The following is a 15214-nucleotide window of genomic DNA, read 5'->3' as shown; positions in this document are numbered from 1 at the left end:
AAGGAATGAACCTATGATTACGTATGAAGAGAAGGTTATAAAAGAATTGGAGCAGTGGAAAGCTACATTCATGAAAGATTCTTCTATGATGACACGGTTCTCAAAAAAAGTGCAGACGAAAGTACAACAGCTCATTCCGGCGAAAGTACAAAAAGTATTAACAGAAACGATTCGGATGATGGTGCAAACGATTAGTGCCGGATCAAATTTTATAAAGCCGAAATTAAAAGAGACGAACTGGTCACTGCAAAGACGTGATGATGAAGTCCGTAAAAAAATGGATGAGTACAAAAAAATAGCAGCAGCAGAAGGAGCAGGTACGGGAGCTGGTGGTATTCTTCTTGGTCTTGCTGATTTCCCGCTTTTACTTACGATTAAAATAAAATTTTTATTCGATGCAGCAACATTGTATGGATTTGATACGAGTAACAAAGAAGAACGCCTCTTTATCCTTCACGTGTTCCAACTTGCTTTTTCAAGTGACGACCACCGAAAAGAAGTATGGAAAGCAATTGAAACGTGGGATACAGAAGAAGAAAATCATATGGACTGGGAAAAGTTCCAAACAGAGTACCGAGACTATATCGATTTAGCGAAGATGCTACAGCTCGTCCCAGTAATCGGTGCCCCGGTCGGCGCGTATGCGAACTATCAATTACTGCAAAGGCTTGGGGAAGTGACGATGAATTGTTATCGTATGCGATTGCTTAATAGAAATTAATTTGTTTTATCAAAATAGAAAAGCCTCTTAAATGTGTAATTTAGGAGGCTTTTCTATTTATTATTTTGGCTGTTTTCGTAGATATTGTTGCTTTTGATGCAAAAACGAAGAGGGGGGCTTTACCCCTCTTCGTTCCTACTTCCTCATCGAACTTCCTATGACCTTACCTGATGGTTCGTCCACGAGTCTATTTATATCGCCTAACAACTCTCGCTGTTTAGCCGGAATGGTAACGAGTGTTACTTCTTTTCCTTTGAATGACGCATCATCGAGTTGATATTTGGTTGCATCCGCTATTACCTTGCTGACTTTGGCATCTTTCCAACTGCCATCTACTTCATCTTTCTCTGCTTGCGATAACGAGTTCCAAACCAATTCCCTTACATCCTTTGTCGTTTGTACCGTTTCTGTTTTCGGGGTTTCGTTGGTTTTTGTTGTTCCACAACCGCTTAAAAGGATGGATACGCAAGTGAATGCAGATACAATCATGCCGATTTGTTTCTTCAAGATGCAAAACTCCCTTCATCGCATAGATACTTCTATATTCCACGCCCTGACACATATCCCTTCTTCACACTAAGATATATCAATATACGATATTTCGGGATTGGCTCATACACATCTCAAAGAAGAGACAGTATCAAAGTTCGCTCGTTGACACACTTGCAGAAGCAAGAGCTTTGTTTGTTCCGACTTTGGCATTTAGTGATTGAGATAGTCCTCAATCACTTTTTTTATATTTTTATTCATATTTTTTATTTTTTTACCAATAATATACAAATAAAGTTACTTGAGCTTACTTTACTGTATTTAGGGGTGCAAAATATGAAAGTATCAATTTTTATCACTTGTGTTGCAGATATTTTTTATCCAGAAGTAGGGAGAGATGTTGTGGAAATTCTTGAAGATTTAGGGTGTGAAGTCGATTTTCCGAAAACTCAAACTTGCTGCGGACAACCTGCTTATAATAGCGGGTATGTGAAAGAAACAAAAACAGCTGCAAAACATATGATTGAAGCCTTTGCTAGTTCAGAATATGTTGTGGCGCCGTCGGGATCTTGCGCTATGATGGTTCACGAGTTTTCTAGCTTGTTTTCTGAAAGTGAAGCTGAATGGAAGAAAAAAGCGACTGAACTTGCGAACAAAACGTATGAATTTACACAATTTCTCGTTGAAGTATTAGGGAAAGAAGACTTAGGTGCGGTGCTTCATAAAAAAGCAACAGTTCATACATCTTGTCATATGAGCCGATTAATGGGGATTAAAGAACCGCCGCAAAAATTATTAAAATGTGTAAAGGGATTGGAAGTTGTTTCACTGCCGCATAATTATGATTGTTGCGGATTTGGAGGGACATTCTCGGTGAAAATGCCAGAAATCTCTGAGCAAATGGTTGAGGAAAAAGTAAAGCATATTATGGAAACCGGTGCGGACTTATTAATTGGGATGGATTGTAGCTGCTTAATGAATATAAAAGGACGTTTAACACGTAATGGTTATCCAATTGATGTAAAACATATTGCTCAAGTATTAAATGAAGATCGAAAATAAGAGGGGGATAAAGAGATGGGAATGAAAATTGGGAACGATCCCTTTCATAAGCGTACTGAAACAGGCATTGGGGATAAATTTATGCGACAGGCTGTCAGGAAAGCGCAAGATGGTCTTAGAGTCAAGAAATTAAAAGCGACTGAGAGTCTTGGGAACTGGGAGGAATGGCGAGCTTTAGGAGAAGAAATTCGAAAGCATACATTAAAAAACCTTGATTATTATTTACATCAGCTAAGTGAAAATATTGAGAAAAACGGTGGTTTCGTTTATTTCGCAAAGACTGCAGAAGACGCAAGGGAATATGTAAAAGAGATTGTAAAAAAGAAAAATGCGAAAAAAATTGTGAAATCAAAATCGATGGTAACAGAAGAGATTAGTTTAAATGAAGCGATTGAAGAAGCTGGGGCGGAAGTTTTAGAAACAGATCTTGCTGAATTTATTCTACAAGTGAATGACCATGATCCTCCCTCGCATATTGTTGTCCCGTGTCTTCACAAGGATAAAGAACACATTTGTGAAATATTTAAAACAAAGTTAAATTACACTGGAACATCTGATCCTACGGAAATGGCGAGGTTTGTAAGAGATTATTTACGTGATGATTTTTTTGCAGCGGATATAGGGGTGACTGGATGTAACTTTGCTGTTGCAGAGTCTGGATCGATTTCTATCGTAGCAAACGAAGGAAATGCAAGACTTACTACGACACTTCCGAAAACGTTGATTACAGTTATGGGGATGGAACGTATTGTTCCGACATGGGAAGAGCTTGATGTTTTAGTCACACTTCTATGCCGAAGTTCTGTAGGACAAAAGTTAACAAGTTATATTACAGGGTTAACAGAGCCCGGCGGAACAGATGGACCTGAGGAATTCTATTTAGTCATTGTTGATAATGGTCGTTCCGATATTGTAGGAACAGAATTCCAAAGTGTCCTTCAGTGCATTCGTTGCGCGGCATGTATTAATGTGTGTCCTGTATACAGGCATATTGGTGGACATGCATACGGCTCTATTTATCCAGGACCGATTGGAGCTGTGTTGACACCGCTTTTAGGAGGATATGATGAATATAAGGATTTACCTTATGCATCTAGCCTTTGTGGGGCTTGTACAGAAGCGTGTCCAGTGAAAATCCCGTTACACGATTTATTAATTAAACATCGCAGCCGCATCGTAGAAGAAAAACAATCGCCTGTAGCTTGGAACGTAGCTATGAAAGGTTTTGAAAAAGTGGTGAAGAGTCCTAGATTATTTTCTTTTGCTGCGAAGAGCGCTCCGTATGCATTAAAACCTCTCGCAAAAGGAGATAAAATTGAGCGCGGCATTGGGCCGTTAAAAGATTGGACGGACGCGAGAGATTTTCCAGTTCCGAAAAAACAACCGTTTCGAGAGTGGTTTGAAAAACACGTAAAGGAGAACGATGATGGCCATCCAAAATCGTGAGGGATTTTTACTCCAATTATCAGAAAAGCTTGGTAGGAAACGTCCAGAAGCAGTGGAAAAACCGAAATGGTCTTTTTCCCCGCAGTGGGATGTTTTTGACGGACTTTCGCAAGATGAACTTGTATTACAGTTAATAGAGCACTGTGAAGTCATTCATACAGAAGTAAAGCGAACAACAAAGGAAAATCTTGTTGAAACACTGGGGTCTTTTATAAAAGATTGGAATATCAAATCTGCTATGTATGCGAATGATGAGCGCTGTAATGAGTATGGTCTTACTCCATTTTTCAAAAATGAAGGTACAACACATTTTCGTGCATGGGGATTAGATGATAAAGAAGAGGACATAAAATTTGCGAAAGCTGCTGACCTTGGCATTACGTTCAGTGATATGACTCTAGCGGAATCAGGAACCGTTGTGTTATTTAATGATGGGTTAAAAGGAAGGCATGTTAGTTTGCTTCCAGAGTCATATATTGCAATCGTTCCTAAAAGTACGATTGTACCAAGGTTAACCCAAGCTACAAAACTGATTCATGATCAAAGTAAAGCGGGAGAAAACCTGCCGGCTTGTGTGAACTTCGTTTCGGGCCCGTCAAATAGCGCGGACATTGAAATGAACCTTGTCGTAGGTGTACATGGGCCGATTAGAACAGCTTATATTATTGTGGATGATCAATAATGATTTACGCTTGCGAGTTGGAAATATAGATGAAACTTTTTACCGTTTATCTAAATAGGAATTGATTTGTTTTATAAAAAAGACATCCTAAATCACACATTTAGGATGTCTTTTTTTGTTCTAATGATTAATGTTTAAAAGGAAAATTTCAGATTGTCCTTTCAGTGTTTTAGGCTGAAATTAGTAGTAGAGATAGAACCGATATTATAATCATCTTTGATATGACCAGTTATAAAAATAGTTTCGATATCATTAGAAGGAAATCGATGATTCGTAATAGTCACTTCCAAATTCTCTTTTTCTTTAAAATATTGAATGGTTGTTTCTGTTGCTTTATTAACTATTTGTTGTTCATCATTCTTTTGATCTATAGTACATCCCCCTAAAATACTTAAAATAAATATAAAGAGTAGAAAAAAACTAATTTTTTTGATTGTAATATTCATATTTATCCTCCGTAAATGTTATCTTAATTATAAAAATATATCAAATGTTGTAGGAGAAAAATGTTTTGAGTAATAAAAATGAAGTTTTAGATTCTACTTTTTATCAATTGGCAGACACTACGTATAAATCTGATAAAGATATTGAAGAAGAAGTTGTTATTACCAATAAAGATGATTGAAGTTTACAAACGTAGGAAAAGGGAGACACATTCCACGATAAACCAGAATGGACGCAGTGGTCTTTGAACGAGATATAAATGGGAAGAAGCAAGTTATGGTAGCTTTCTAGGGGACAGAAGGGGACAAAATTATCGAGAAAATCTCTTTAGGCGTTCCGATGAAGCCAGGGAAGGTATGAAGGATTTAAAAACAGATACAAATCATTTTGTTAAGAAAAAAACTTCATATGCTAAAATATTTTACTTAAAAAAGACACCCTAAGGTGCCTTTCTCCGACTTGAATCCTCTTAAAGTTGTATGTATTGTGCTTCATCAAAATGTTATTTTTCTGGATCTAAACTAATTGATTCCACTTTGTAATTGTTTTCATAATCAATGGTTGCTGTAGCTTTTCGATTTTCATTCCCTTTCTATGTTTACATCTATTTTGATGGTGGGTGCTTTTTAGTTTTTCTTTCTTATAAGGAACACTCCTGAATTAAAGAAGCAAACTTAAATAGTTATGTTGAAGTGAAACTATTAGATTTAGTGTTTTAAATCAAAACCTTCAGATGTGGAAATGGAACCGATGTGATAATCATTAGCGAATTCAACATCTGCCGAAAATTTTTTGTTTTTATCATCTTTCACATGTCCTGAAATCCAAACACTTTGAAAGTCCTTCGGGGCAAATTTATGTTTAGTAATCACTACATCTAGATTTTCTTTTTCTTTAAAATATTTAATAGTTGTTTCTGTAGCCTTATCTACTATTAGTTGCTCTTCTTTTTTATTATCCACAGTACACCCTCCTAAAGTAGCAAATACAAAGATTAAAAGGAAATAAAAACTAATTTTTTTGAATTTGATAACCATTTTCTCCCTCCAATGATGTTATCCTAGTTATTAGGATATACCATTTTTTACAAGGTGGGAATATTTTGAAAGAAAATAATAAAATTACAGATGAAACTTTTTACCGTTTATCTAAAGAGGCTTATCGAAATGATAAGGATTTAGAAGATAGTATTAACATTAAAAATGCTGAAGAGGATACGGTACAAACATGGAAAGTAGGAGAAACATTCCATGACAAACAAACCGGAATGGATGCAGTAGCCTTTGAACGAGTTGTCGATGGGAAAAAGCAAGTAATGGTAGCTTTCCGCGGTACAGAAGGAGATAAAATTTTTGAAAAAGATTCTTTAAAGCCCGGAGAAGGAATGAAGGATGCGTTAACTGATGGAAGGTTTTTTATTAAGAGGGATGGCGTTCATGATCCGGCACCAGCCCCAAGGCAGGAGAAAGGGGAGAAAATCAAAGAAGATATTGGAACGAAGAGAATGGGCAGTGGGAATCTCATAATCAATTCGAACAAGCTGACAGAGTCATGAAACAAGTAATGGATAAATATAAGGATAAGGATGATGTAGAAATATATACGACAGGCCATTCGTTAGGGGGCGCTTTAGCAGAATATGTAGCGGCATCTAATGACAGTGTAAGATGTATGTCATGGAATGCGCCAAGTGCAAAACATTTGTTATCACCTGATTTACAAGAAAGGGCTAATAATGGAGAATTTAAAGGTAGAATTGTTTCGATTGTTCACGGATCAGATTCAATCGGTTATGGTCCTTTTGGTCCATATGATGGTCACATAGGTTCAACTTATGCTGTTACACCACCTACTACGAAAGAAGCCCTTTCTAAATTACCATTGGAACAAAGACTATTGTTTGAAGCTAATCGCTTTTTGGACTCCGTAAAAGATAAACCTGGATTTCATTATCAAAATAATAAGTATTTCCAGATGGGGAAAGATGGAAATTTGTCGAGTCCATATCTTTTGAATTTAGATACAGGGGAAAGAGTATATGATTCACCTGGTAAGTTGTTAGGTGGAGGAGAAATCCACGTAGTTGTAGAGAATCTAGAACAAGCTGTAAGAGATATGAAGCGAAATGCACAAGAATTTCAAGATAGGGTGCCGAGATTAACTTCAAATATGATGGATTTATTAGAAACAGCCGAAAGTAAGCGGTTAGAAGCTACGATAAGTAATATACGTGCACATGTAGAGCATTTAAGTTTTTGGTACATACGAACAGCAACGGAAATCTCAGATTTTATTGAGAAAAAAGCCGAGGATTATAAGAGAACGGATCAAAACTATTAAGGGAAAAGTTTAAGATGCCACGAATTTATATAAATGAAGAAGCTTTGAATCAAGCCTTACAACAATTTGAGCATATGATTCAAGATTTAAATCATAATAAAAGGGTCGTAAGTAATGTTCATGATTTACTTCTTTCAAGTTGGTCGCAAATTGGAGTGGGGAAGAAGGCTATTAGTGATTTGGAATCTTTTAAAAAAGATATTGAAAGAAGAATGGAAGAATTAGAGTCTGATAAGCATGAATTAAAGAGTGCCATTGATCTATTCAAAGCGCTGGACCAAAGCTATGATTATATGGGGCCTAAATATTAGATTACAAGAAGCACTCATAAAGGTGCTTTTTGTAGTTTAACTGGATTAAAGATTATTGTAGTCATTATTAAGGAATATGATCTAAATCCATAATGTAGATTGAAAAAGTAATATATAGTTTTGAATCAAACTTGCAAACGATGATTTTTTATTTTACACTTTATTTACCGACCGGTAAGTAAAAATAAAAGAGGTACAGTATGACAAAAAATTTACAAACATCGAAGCACATTGTAGAGGCATCATTTAAACTAATGGCAGAGCATGGTATTGAAAAGATGAGTCTCTCCATGATTGCGAAAGAAGTAGGTATATCAAAGCCAGCTATTTATTATCATTTTCCGTCTAAAGAAGCGTTAGTGGATTTTTTATTTGAAGAGATTTTTTCTGGATATCATTTCGTGAGTTACTTCGATAAAGACCAATATACGAAAGAAAACTTTGAAGAAAAGTTAATTGCAGATGGTTTACATATGTTGTCGGAGTATAGAGGTCAAGAAGGTATATTACGCATTATAAATGAATTCATCGTAACTGCGACGCGAAATGAAAAGTATCAGAAACGCTTATTTGAAATACAAGAAGATTTCTTAAATGGATTCCACGATTTATTGAAGCAAGGCGCGAGACTTGGTGTTGTGTCACAACATGCAACAGAAGAAAACGCGCATACGTTAGCGCTCGTTATTGATAATATGAGTAATTACATATTAATAGGATTCGATTTAAAGTATAAAGAAATTTGGATTCAAAATGTGAAAAACGTTATGAAGGAGGAATAAAGGTGAAAATGCAAAAAAACTGGTGGCTCGGTTTTCTTGGATTCATTGGGATTTATAAAATTCCAGGTATGATTGAAGCTTTTCAAGCGGATAAAGGTTGGTTTGCATTAATCGGTTTCGTGTGGTTACTTTGGTTCGGATATTTTATTCCTGAAAAAAAAGCGGATAAATAATAAAATTTCAATTTTATGTAAAGTTATGTAAAATATAGTTTGAGAGAATTCATATATTAGATTAATAGATTTGGAGTGGTTACATGGATCCATTGAAAAATGAAATTCACCCTGATATGGTCAAGGTGTGGAAAGTTCGTGCTGTAATTGAAGAAGGAATCGGTATTCTCGTCATTTTAGCTTACCTTTTCCTCATGATAAAGTTTGATTGGTGGGCATGGATTTTGTACGTATTAATCGGATTAACGGTTGCGCTAGCACCATTTGAGTACTTTATATTCCCGAAACTACGTCAGCGTTATTATAGCTATCAACTAAACGAAGAAGAGCTTGAAATTCAGCACGGTCTATTCGTTGTAAAACGTGTATTAGTGCCGATGATTCGTGTGCAGCACGTTACGATTGAACAAGGTCCGATTATGAGAAAATATGGCCTAGCAGAATTACACATTTCAACAGCAGCAACTTCTCATAGCATTCCAGGCTTAACGATGTATGAAGCGGAAATGTTAAAAACGAGAATCGCAGAATTAGCGAAAGTGAGTGATGAGGATGTATAAGAGGCAGCATCCCATTACGATGTTATTAGAATTAAAAATAACAGATTTTATACCACTCATTATTTTCATGTTTAGCTTAAACGGAAAGTTCCCATTTTGGTATTTAATTCCCGCTGGATTCGGTTTACTCACCGTTTTTTCAGCGTTTGAAAAATGGTATTACACAACATACTGGGTTGAAAATAACGTATTACATGTGAAACAAGGGCTTTTTGTGAAGAAGGAGAGCTACTTAAATAAAGAGCGTGTCCAAACAATTAATACAAGTTCTAACGTGCTATATCAAATGCTCGGTTTAAAGAAAATTCAAATCGAAACAGCTGGCGGAGGCGACGACGCAGAAGTGAGCTTAGCTGGTATTACGGAAGATGAGGCAAAGGAGCTTATTTCCTTACTAAATGAGCCGACTCCAGAAGTGAAAGTAGAAGCAACGTTAGATGAATCTGCAGAACATGCAGTAGAAAAAGAAATCATGACAGAGGAAAAACAAGCGACAGAATATAAGTTAACTTGGAAAGAAATTTTATTAGCGTCTATTACATCTGGTCAATTTGGATTATTATTCTCTTTAATATTTTTCGTTTATAACCAAGTGGATGAGTATATTCCGAAATGGATCAAAAATAGCGTAGAGTCATATGTAATGGACCACGATATATATGGATGGATTTACATGGTAGCTATTTTACTAGTTATTTCTTGGATTATATCGACAATTGGTTATGCGTTAAAACATGGAGATTTCACAGTGAATCGAAGAAATGATGAAGTCCGCATTTCGCAAGGATTACTTGAGAAAAAAGAACTCGTACTAAAGTTACATCGTATTCAAGGTATTACGATAAAAGAAAGTATTTTACGCCAACCATTCGGTTATTGTGCTGTGCAAGTAGAAGTTATTCAAAGTGAGGGAAAAGAGGAAAAAGTTACACTGCATCCTATCATTCGAAAAGATCGCTTGCAACAGTTACTCGCCCATTTACAATTACCATACGAATTGAACGCAAACATTATTTCATTACCAAAAGCAGCATTGCGCCGCTATCTTATGGATAGTTTCATCTTCTTTGCCATGCTTGCAATCCCGCTTACTGGAATAAGTATATACTTTGAAAAGTATTTCATCATGTGGGCGTTAATTCCGCTCGCGATCCTCATCTTTACACTTGGATATGCAACATTTAAAACAAATGGTTATAGTGTAAACGGAGAGCAAATTACGATTATACATCGTAGTATTGGGAAACATACAGGACTTGTAAGAAGAAGACACGTCCAATCAATTGAAAAAACACAATCATATTTCCAGCGCCGGGCGGATTTATGTACGTATACGTTTTCTAGTGCATCATCGAATTATAAACTAGAGCATACGAGAGTAGAAGATGCGGAGAGAATGCAGGATTGGTATAAGAAGAGAATAAGTGAGAATTAATTTGAAAAGGCTTGCCTATTATGAAAGGTAAGCTTTTTTGTTATAGGAAAATGAGTGACTTCATCCATATATTAGTACAGCTACAGCGCACATATATCAATACATATCAAAAAAAGTAGTATACTTCTATTTCAGGAAAATATGTGGAATTTTTGATATAAATGGTATACTAATATAGAAATAATATTAGGAGGTTATATATGATAAGTCAGTTGAAAAGAGAAGCACTTGATGCATTAAAAGGAAAATGGGGATTAGCGGTAGGTGCAACACTATTACTTGGAATTCTTATTGGAGCTGTGGAACTTCTAGTCACAGGTGTTTTTTCGATGTTTTGGGGTTGGGAAGAAGCAAGTGATTCGCTTACAGTAAGTATTATTGCAATGCTTGTTATCGGTCCGTTAACAATAGGTGCCTATTATCTTGTTTTAAATGCAATCCGTGGGAATAGTGCTCGCATTGGTCATTTATTTAGATGGTTTAGCGACGGAAGTAAATTTATGAAGGCATTTTTAACATATTTACTAATGTATGTATACTTGATTCTATGGACATTACTTCTTATTATTCCGGGAATTATTAAATCATTTTCTTATGCTATGACGTACTTTATTTTGAATGATCACCCAGAATACACAGCGAATCAAGCAATTACTGAAAGTCGCCGTATGATGGATGGGCATAAAATGGATTACTTTTTACTATGCTTAAGCTTCATTGGCTGGTTCATTTTAAGTATTCTTACTATAGGAATCGGTTTCTTATGGTTGGCGCCTTATTTCTACGCAACATCGGCAGCATTTTATGAAGAGATTTCAAAAGAATATTATAAAAAAGAAGGTACTACTTTCTAATAAAAAACCTAAACCATCTCTCCTAAAGAATATAGGGAGCGGATGGTTTAGGTTTTTTTATATAGAAATTCTTCCATCTATATTTCATTATTTCCTATCATTTTCTTATATGAAAATGATAGGAAATAATGAATAATATAGGTAAAGAAAAAAGTGAGGTGAATGAGAGTGAGCAAATTTTTAATTCCGTACTCATTTTCTATATTAAGTTTCTTTATTTCAGCAACGGCACTTGATTTATATGATAGGATAGGAAAAAATGATGAGATGACTTCGCCGAACATACTTGGAAAGGTAATTCAATCTACTTCGCAAATGGGAGTCCTTACATTGTATTTCGGAGTACCTATTATTTTAGGTGGATGTCTTCTTGGAGAGTTATTATTTAGAGGTATCATTTTACGATTTAAATTAAGCTATATTATATCTTTATTATTATATCTACTTTTAGCTTTTAGTATTGTTTTTATCTTTTTATCTGTAATGGTAGGAGTTCCAGCTGCATATGAAGAAGTTCGTACTCTTGAAATGATGTATTTCATAGGGATAACTATGATTTGCGCTGTTACATTCTTTGTGGGCCGGAATATATGGGAGAAAAAACAAGTTAATAATGGAGTGATAAAATGAAATATACATGTCCATGTTGCGGATATAGAACATTAGAAGAAGAGCCACCAGGTACATATGAAATTTGTAATATATGTTATTGGGAAGATGATGAAGTTCAATTTAACGATCCTGACTTTGAAGGCGGGGCAAATGAAGCTTCGCTAAGAAAAGCACAGAAAAATTTCATTGCATTTGGTGCTTGCGAGGAATGTTTTGTAAAATCAGTTAGAAAGCCGACTAGTGAAGATGTGAAGGATGCTAGTTGGAAGCAAATTTGTTAAGTAAAATGTTATTCCTCAGTTCAACAGGAGGAATAACATTTTTAATTTAGTGCTGAAAGAATTACTGCCGTCTTATAAAGTAATAAGAAAGACTAAATCGGTAAATTTTATTAATGGATATATTAGGAATGAATATGAAAGTATAGATGTATAGTCAACGTTGTATGTTTGATGTTATCATATTGAATGATATGGAAATTTTTAATAGAAGAATCAACTAACAATTCAAAGGTAATGAAGCCTTTGTTGTATAAAGGAAATACTTAGTAGTAATCAACAATATTAAAAATAAGATTCGTATTTATATAAATTTAGTAGAAAAGGGGTTTTAAAAAGGAATGAACACGAGCATAACACGGCAAAAAATTTTAGCTGCCGCTTCTCAAATTGTGCAATATAAAGGGGTTGCTAAACTAACTTTAGAAGCAGTAGCAAAAGAGGCAGGTGTAAGTAAAGGTGGATTATTGTATCACTTTTCAAATAAAGAAGCTTTAATAGAAGGCATGATACTTAAAGGGACAGAGGAGTATCATGGTGCTATTCATAATAAGGTAACGGAAGACACAGAGAAGAAAGGAAGGTGGATTCGTTCTTTTGTAGAGGAAAGATTAAGTGATGAGAAAAGAACAGAAGAGTTGTGTAGTAGTATGATGGCAGCATTAATGCTAAAACCGGAATTACTTGAGCCATTACAACAAGCATTTCAGCAATTGCAAACCAAAATAGAAAATGATGAAATGGATTCTGTTTGTGCCACAATTATTAGATTAGCAGCTGATGGATTATGGTATTCGGAATATTTAGGGATTGGAAGACTAAGTTCTGAATTAAGAGAAAAAGTGATTCAAGCTCTTATTAATGCTTCCTATAAATAGAATATATAAACTATAGAATGAAAAATAATTCACCATTGGTTTATTTAATCCAGTGATGAATTATTTTGACAGAATAATAGAACAATAGTATGGAGTGTTGAATTATAACCGTCCAGACGGTATAGTAACATTTGGTACAAATGGGAAAAGAAAAACAAAAAAGACTAGAAAATATTTTTAGCACACTATTCGAAAGGATAGGCCGCAAAGCTTATTTTGTGCAATAGAAAGGTTGAAAAAATAGAAAAAGATAGTAATAGCTATCAAGCATATGTAAGTAAAATAGTTTAATGGCATTGAAGAGTAGAACTTTTTTCATAGTATGTTTGTACCAGAACCTAGAAACATTGAATTTTATAGGGAGGGTAACGTATGTATTTAAAAAGAATAACTTCGATTTTTTCGATTATAATGATTTTTATGTTTACTATAGGTCAAAGTCTTTTACCTATAATAGCAAATGCACAAGAGTTAAATACAGCAGGACTTGTGGATAGTTTTCAGATTGGTAAAACAAATCTAAGTACCACAGAACGGACTAAAGTAACTGTAAACTTCAGTGAAAAAGATGGACTTAGGCTGAAGCCTGGAGACACACTAACATTAACACTGCCTCCAGAATTAAAAGGATTAGATAGAGAGTTTCCATTAAATGACTATGGCACTTGTAAAGTTACAGCAGGTACTGTGGTATGTACATTTAATGATAAAGTGGATACATATGAAAATATTCAAGGGTATTTAAACTTTTTCGTGGAAGCTACTAATGTAGGAACGGATCAAAAGAAAGAGATTGAAACTAATTTCGGTACAACTGTAGATAAGCAGTCTGTAACAATTACCGGTCCAAGTAGTGGTGGTGGCACAGATCCTGGAAAGCCACCGTTTTTTTATAAAACTGGTGATATGAACTCAGGTAAGGACAATGAAGTACGTTGGTTCTTGAATATAAATTTAAATAAAGAAGAGCTAAGTCGTGATATTGTTGTGACTGATAATTTACAGGAAGGTCAAACACTTAATAAGGATAGTTTCTATATAAGTGTAGATAATTATCTAGGTAATCGATATTTAACGCTACAAGAGTTTGAAAAGCAAGGTTACGGAACGATTACCTTTACTGGTGACAGATCATTTAAAGTTATGCTTAATAAGGATAAAGCACGTCTTGCCGCCTTTTCGATTGGTTATACATCTACTATAATGGAAGCCGGAAAGAAGCAAGAGTTTTTTAAGAATGATTATACGATTGATTACCAAGTTCTAAACAAAGAACCAGTTACTGAGTCGGGTACTCATCCAGTCGAAAATATGACAGCTGGTGGTGGTGCTACTGGTAACAAGGTTCCAAAAGGAAAGCTGAAAATTGTTAAGCATATTGAAGGAAATAAAGAAAAAGTAATTCCGAATGTTTCGTTTAAGTTGTATAAAGAGTCTGGTGAACAAGTTGGGGGCGAATATAAAACAAATGAAAAAGGGATAGTTGAAACTCCTCAATTATCACCAGGTAAATATTATGTACAAGAGGTTTCAGCTCCAGACTATATTGATTTCGATCCTCAGAAAAAAGTAGAGTTTGAAATAAAATCAGATGATGAAAATGGAGTCGAACTGGATATTCCAAATAAAGTGAAAACTACATCTGTTTCAGGAACGAAGATGTGGAATGATAACAACAATAAGTTCGGTAAACGTCCAGACAGTATTACGGTTCAATTGCTTCAAAATGGTAAAGAGTTCAAAACAGAAGAAGTGAAAGCTGATAAAGAAGGCAACTGGACTTTCAGCTTTAAAGATCTACCAAAGTACGATGGACAAGGAAATGCGTACACGTACACAGTAAATGAAGTAAAAGTTGATGGCTACGAAACAAAAGTAGAAGGAACAACGATTACAAACATTTACAAAAATACAGAAACAACAGAACTGAGTGGTAAGAAAGTCTGGGAAGACTACAACAATAAGTTCGGTAAACGTCCAGACAGTATTACGGTTCAATTGCTTCAAAATGGTAAAGAGTTCAAAACAGAAGAAGTGAAAGCTGATAAAGAAGGCAACTGGACTTTCAGCTTTAAAGATCTACCAAAGTACGATGGACAAGGAAATGAGTTCAAGTACACAGTAAATGAAGTAAAAGTGAAAGACTA

Annotated in this window: 17 protein-coding genes and 2 pseudogenes; 16 read left to right on the top strand and 3 right to left on the bottom strand. The window is 35.1% G+C overall.

Annotation, left to right across the window (positions count from 1 at the left end; translation table 11 throughout):
* Positions 1 to 13 precede the first annotated feature (13 nt).
* Positions 14 to 721, top strand: a complete 708-nt coding sequence (ecsC, locus tag JDS80_RS26285) for an ecs operon protein EcsC (protein ID WP_071747308.1) — start codon at positions 14 to 16, stop codon at positions 719 to 721.
* Positions 722 to 856: 135 nt separating this feature from the next.
* Here the strand turns inward: ecsC and JDS80_RS26280 are convergent, their stop codons facing one another.
* On the bottom strand, positions 857 to 1228 hold the full coding sequence (locus JDS80_RS26280) for a hypothetical protein (protein ID WP_071747309.1): 372 nt from the start codon (positions 1226 to 1228) through the stop codon (positions 857 to 859).
* A gap of 318 nt (positions 1229 to 1546) precedes the next feature.
* On the opposite strand from JDS80_RS26280, the gene JDS80_RS26275 reads away from it, so the two are divergent.
* The 3 genes from JDS80_RS26275 to JDS80_RS26265 are packed head-to-tail and all read left to right on the top strand — an operon-like array spanning position 1547 to position 4400.
* On the top strand, positions 1547 to 2272 hold the full coding sequence (locus JDS80_RS26275; RefSeq protein WP_071747310.1) for a (Fe-S)-binding protein: 726 nt from the start codon (positions 1547 to 1549) through the stop codon (positions 2270 to 2272).
* Between the two features lie 15 nt (positions 2273 to 2287).
* Entirely contained in the window at positions 2288 to 3718 is a 1431-nt protein-coding gene (locus tag JDS80_RS26270) for a LutB/LldF family L-lactate oxidation iron-sulfur protein (RefSeq protein ID WP_199640355.1), read from the top strand.
* Complete coding sequence (locus tag JDS80_RS26265) at positions 3699 to 4400, top strand: LutC/YkgG family protein (protein ID WP_199640354.1); 702 nt, start codon at positions 3699 to 3701, stop codon at positions 4398 to 4400. Before JDS80_RS26270 ends, JDS80_RS26265 begins: the two co-directional genes overlap by 20 nt.
* A 161-nt stretch (positions 4401 to 4561) precedes the next feature.
* On the opposite strand, the gene JDS80_RS26260 is transcribed toward JDS80_RS26265, so the two are convergent.
* Positions 4562 to 4846 (bottom strand): DUF1433 domain-containing protein, encoded by a 285-nt coding sequence (locus tag JDS80_RS26260; RefSeq protein ID WP_199640353.1) that lies wholly within the window; start codon positions 4844 to 4846, stop codon positions 4562 to 4564.
* Positions 4847 to 5066: 220 nt separating this feature from the next.
* On the opposite strand from JDS80_RS26260, the pseudogene JDS80_RS32405 reads away from it, so the two are divergent.
* Positions 5067 to 5245 (top strand): annotated as a pseudogene (locus tag JDS80_RS32405) (lipase family protein); the annotation flags it as partial.
* A 306-nt stretch (positions 5246 to 5551) separates the two neighbouring features.
* Here JDS80_RS32405 and JDS80_RS26255 read toward each other — a convergent pair.
* Positions 5552 to 5881, bottom strand: a complete 330-nt coding sequence (locus JDS80_RS26255) for a DUF1433 domain-containing protein (protein WP_144505614.1) — start codon at positions 5879 to 5881, stop codon at positions 5552 to 5554.
* A gap of 65 nt (positions 5882 to 5946) precedes the next feature.
* On the opposite strand from JDS80_RS26255, the pseudogene JDS80_RS26250 reads away from it, so the two are divergent.
* The 11 genes and pseudogenes from JDS80_RS26250 to JDS80_RS26200 all read left to right on the top strand — a co-directional run.
* Positions 5947 to 7184: pseudogene (locus tag JDS80_RS26250) on the top strand (lipase family protein).
* Between the two features lie 14 nt (positions 7185 to 7198).
* Entirely contained in the window at positions 7199 to 7495 is a 297-nt protein-coding gene (locus JDS80_RS26245) for a hypothetical protein (RefSeq protein WP_199640352.1), read from the top strand.
* A gap of 200 nt (positions 7496 to 7695) precedes the next feature.
* Positions 7696 to 8277: a TetR/AcrR family transcriptional regulator gene (locus JDS80_RS26240; RefSeq protein ID WP_071747313.1), complete on the top strand. Its 582-nt coding sequence runs from the start codon at positions 7696 to 7698 to the stop codon at positions 8275 to 8277.
* 2 nt (positions 8278 to 8279) lie between these two features.
* Positions 8280 to 8450 carry a hypothetical protein gene (locus JDS80_RS26235; RefSeq protein ID WP_071772360.1) on the top strand — a complete coding sequence of 57 codons (171 nt, stop codon included), beginning with the start codon at positions 8280 to 8282 and terminating at the stop codon, positions 8448 to 8450.
* An 83-nt stretch (positions 8451 to 8533) separates the two neighbouring features.
* On the top strand, positions 8534 to 9010 hold the full coding sequence (locus tag JDS80_RS26230) for a PH domain-containing protein (RefSeq protein WP_098889963.1): 477 nt from the start codon (positions 8534 to 8536) through the stop codon (positions 9008 to 9010).
* Positions 9003 to 10445: a PH domain-containing protein gene (locus JDS80_RS26225; protein ID WP_199640351.1), complete on the top strand. Its 1443-nt coding sequence runs from the start codon at positions 9003 to 9005 to the stop codon at positions 10443 to 10445. Before JDS80_RS26230 ends, JDS80_RS26225 begins: the two co-directional genes overlap by 8 nt.
* Before the next feature lie 200 nt (positions 10446 to 10645).
* Positions 10646 to 11299: a DUF975 family protein gene (locus tag JDS80_RS26220; protein WP_071747317.1), complete on the top strand. Its 654-nt coding sequence runs from the start codon at positions 10646 to 10648 to the stop codon at positions 11297 to 11299.
* Positions 11300 to 11467: 168 nt separating this feature from the next.
* A complete protein-coding gene (locus tag JDS80_RS26215) occupies positions 11468 to 11929 on the top strand; it encodes a hypothetical protein (protein ID WP_199640350.1) in 462 nt (153 codons plus the stop codon).
* Positions 11926 to 12192, top strand: a complete 267-nt coding sequence (locus tag JDS80_RS26210; protein ID WP_071747319.1) for a CPCC family cysteine-rich protein — start codon at positions 11926 to 11928, stop codon at positions 12190 to 12192. Before JDS80_RS26215 ends, JDS80_RS26210 begins: the two co-directional genes overlap by 4 nt.
* A 338-nt stretch (positions 12193 to 12530) precedes the next feature.
* Positions 12531 to 13067: a TetR/AcrR family transcriptional regulator gene (locus JDS80_RS26205; protein WP_199640349.1), complete on the top strand. Its 537-nt coding sequence runs from the start codon at positions 12531 to 12533 to the stop codon at positions 13065 to 13067.
* 372 nt (positions 13068 to 13439) lie between these two features.
* Positions 13440 to 15214, top strand: a 1775-nt coding sequence (locus JDS80_RS26200; protein WP_199640348.1) for a Cna B-type domain-containing protein, incomplete at its 3' end; no start/stop codon positions are given.

The organism is Bacillus cereus group sp. N8 (genome assembly GCF_016483685.1).
Lineage (GTDB): Bacteria > Bacillota > Bacilli > Bacillales > Bacillaceae_G > Bacillus_A > Bacillus_A proteolyticus.
This window is presented reverse-complemented; position numbering and strand designations above follow the sequence as displayed.

What these genes read in the sequence shown, in the direction of transcription:
- ecsC (WP_071747308.1), top strand. Translation starts at nt 14, where the DNA reads ATGATTACGTATGAAGAGAAGGTTATAAAAGAATTGGAGCAGTGGAAA.
- JDS80_RS26275 (WP_071747310.1), top strand. Translation starts at nt 1,547, where the DNA reads ATGAAAGTATCAATTTTTATCACTTGTGTTGCAGATATTTTTTATCCA.
- JDS80_RS26270 (WP_199640355.1), top strand. Translation starts at nt 2,288, where the DNA reads ATGGGAATGAAAATTGGGAACGATCCCTTTCATAAGCGTACTGAAACA.
- JDS80_RS26265 (WP_199640354.1), top strand. Translation starts at nt 3,699, where the DNA reads ATGGCCATCCAAAATCGTGAGGGATTTTTACTCCAATTATCAGAAAAG.
- JDS80_RS26260 (WP_199640353.1), bottom strand. Translation starts at nt 4,846, where the DNA reads ATGAATATTACAATCAAAAAAATTAGTTTTTTTCTACTCTTTATATTT.
- JDS80_RS26255 (WP_144505614.1), bottom strand. Translation starts at nt 5,881, where the DNA reads ATGGTTATCAAATTCAAAAAAATTAGTTTTTATTTCCTTTTAATCTTT.
- JDS80_RS26245 (WP_199640352.1), top strand. Translation starts at nt 7,199, where the DNA reads ATGCCACGAATTTATATAAATGAAGAAGCTTTGAATCAAGCCTTACAA.
- JDS80_RS26240 (WP_071747313.1), top strand. Translation starts at nt 7,696, where the DNA reads ATGACAAAAAATTTACAAACATCGAAGCACATTGTAGAGGCATCATTT.
- JDS80_RS26230 (WP_098889963.1), top strand. Translation starts at nt 8,534, where the DNA reads ATGGATCCATTGAAAAATGAAATTCACCCTGATATGGTCAAGGTGTGG.
- JDS80_RS26225 (WP_199640351.1), top strand. Translation starts at nt 9,003, where the DNA reads ATGTATAAGAGGCAGCATCCCATTACGATGTTATTAGAATTAAAAATA.
- JDS80_RS26220 (WP_071747317.1), top strand. Translation starts at nt 10,646, where the DNA reads ATGATAAGTCAGTTGAAAAGAGAAGCACTTGATGCATTAAAAGGAAAA.
- JDS80_RS26210 (WP_071747319.1), top strand. Translation starts at nt 11,926, where the DNA reads ATGAAATATACATGTCCATGTTGCGGATATAGAACATTAGAAGAAGAG.
- JDS80_RS26205 (WP_199640349.1), top strand. Translation starts at nt 12,531, where the DNA reads ATGAACACGAGCATAACACGGCAAAAAATTTTAGCTGCCGCTTCTCAA.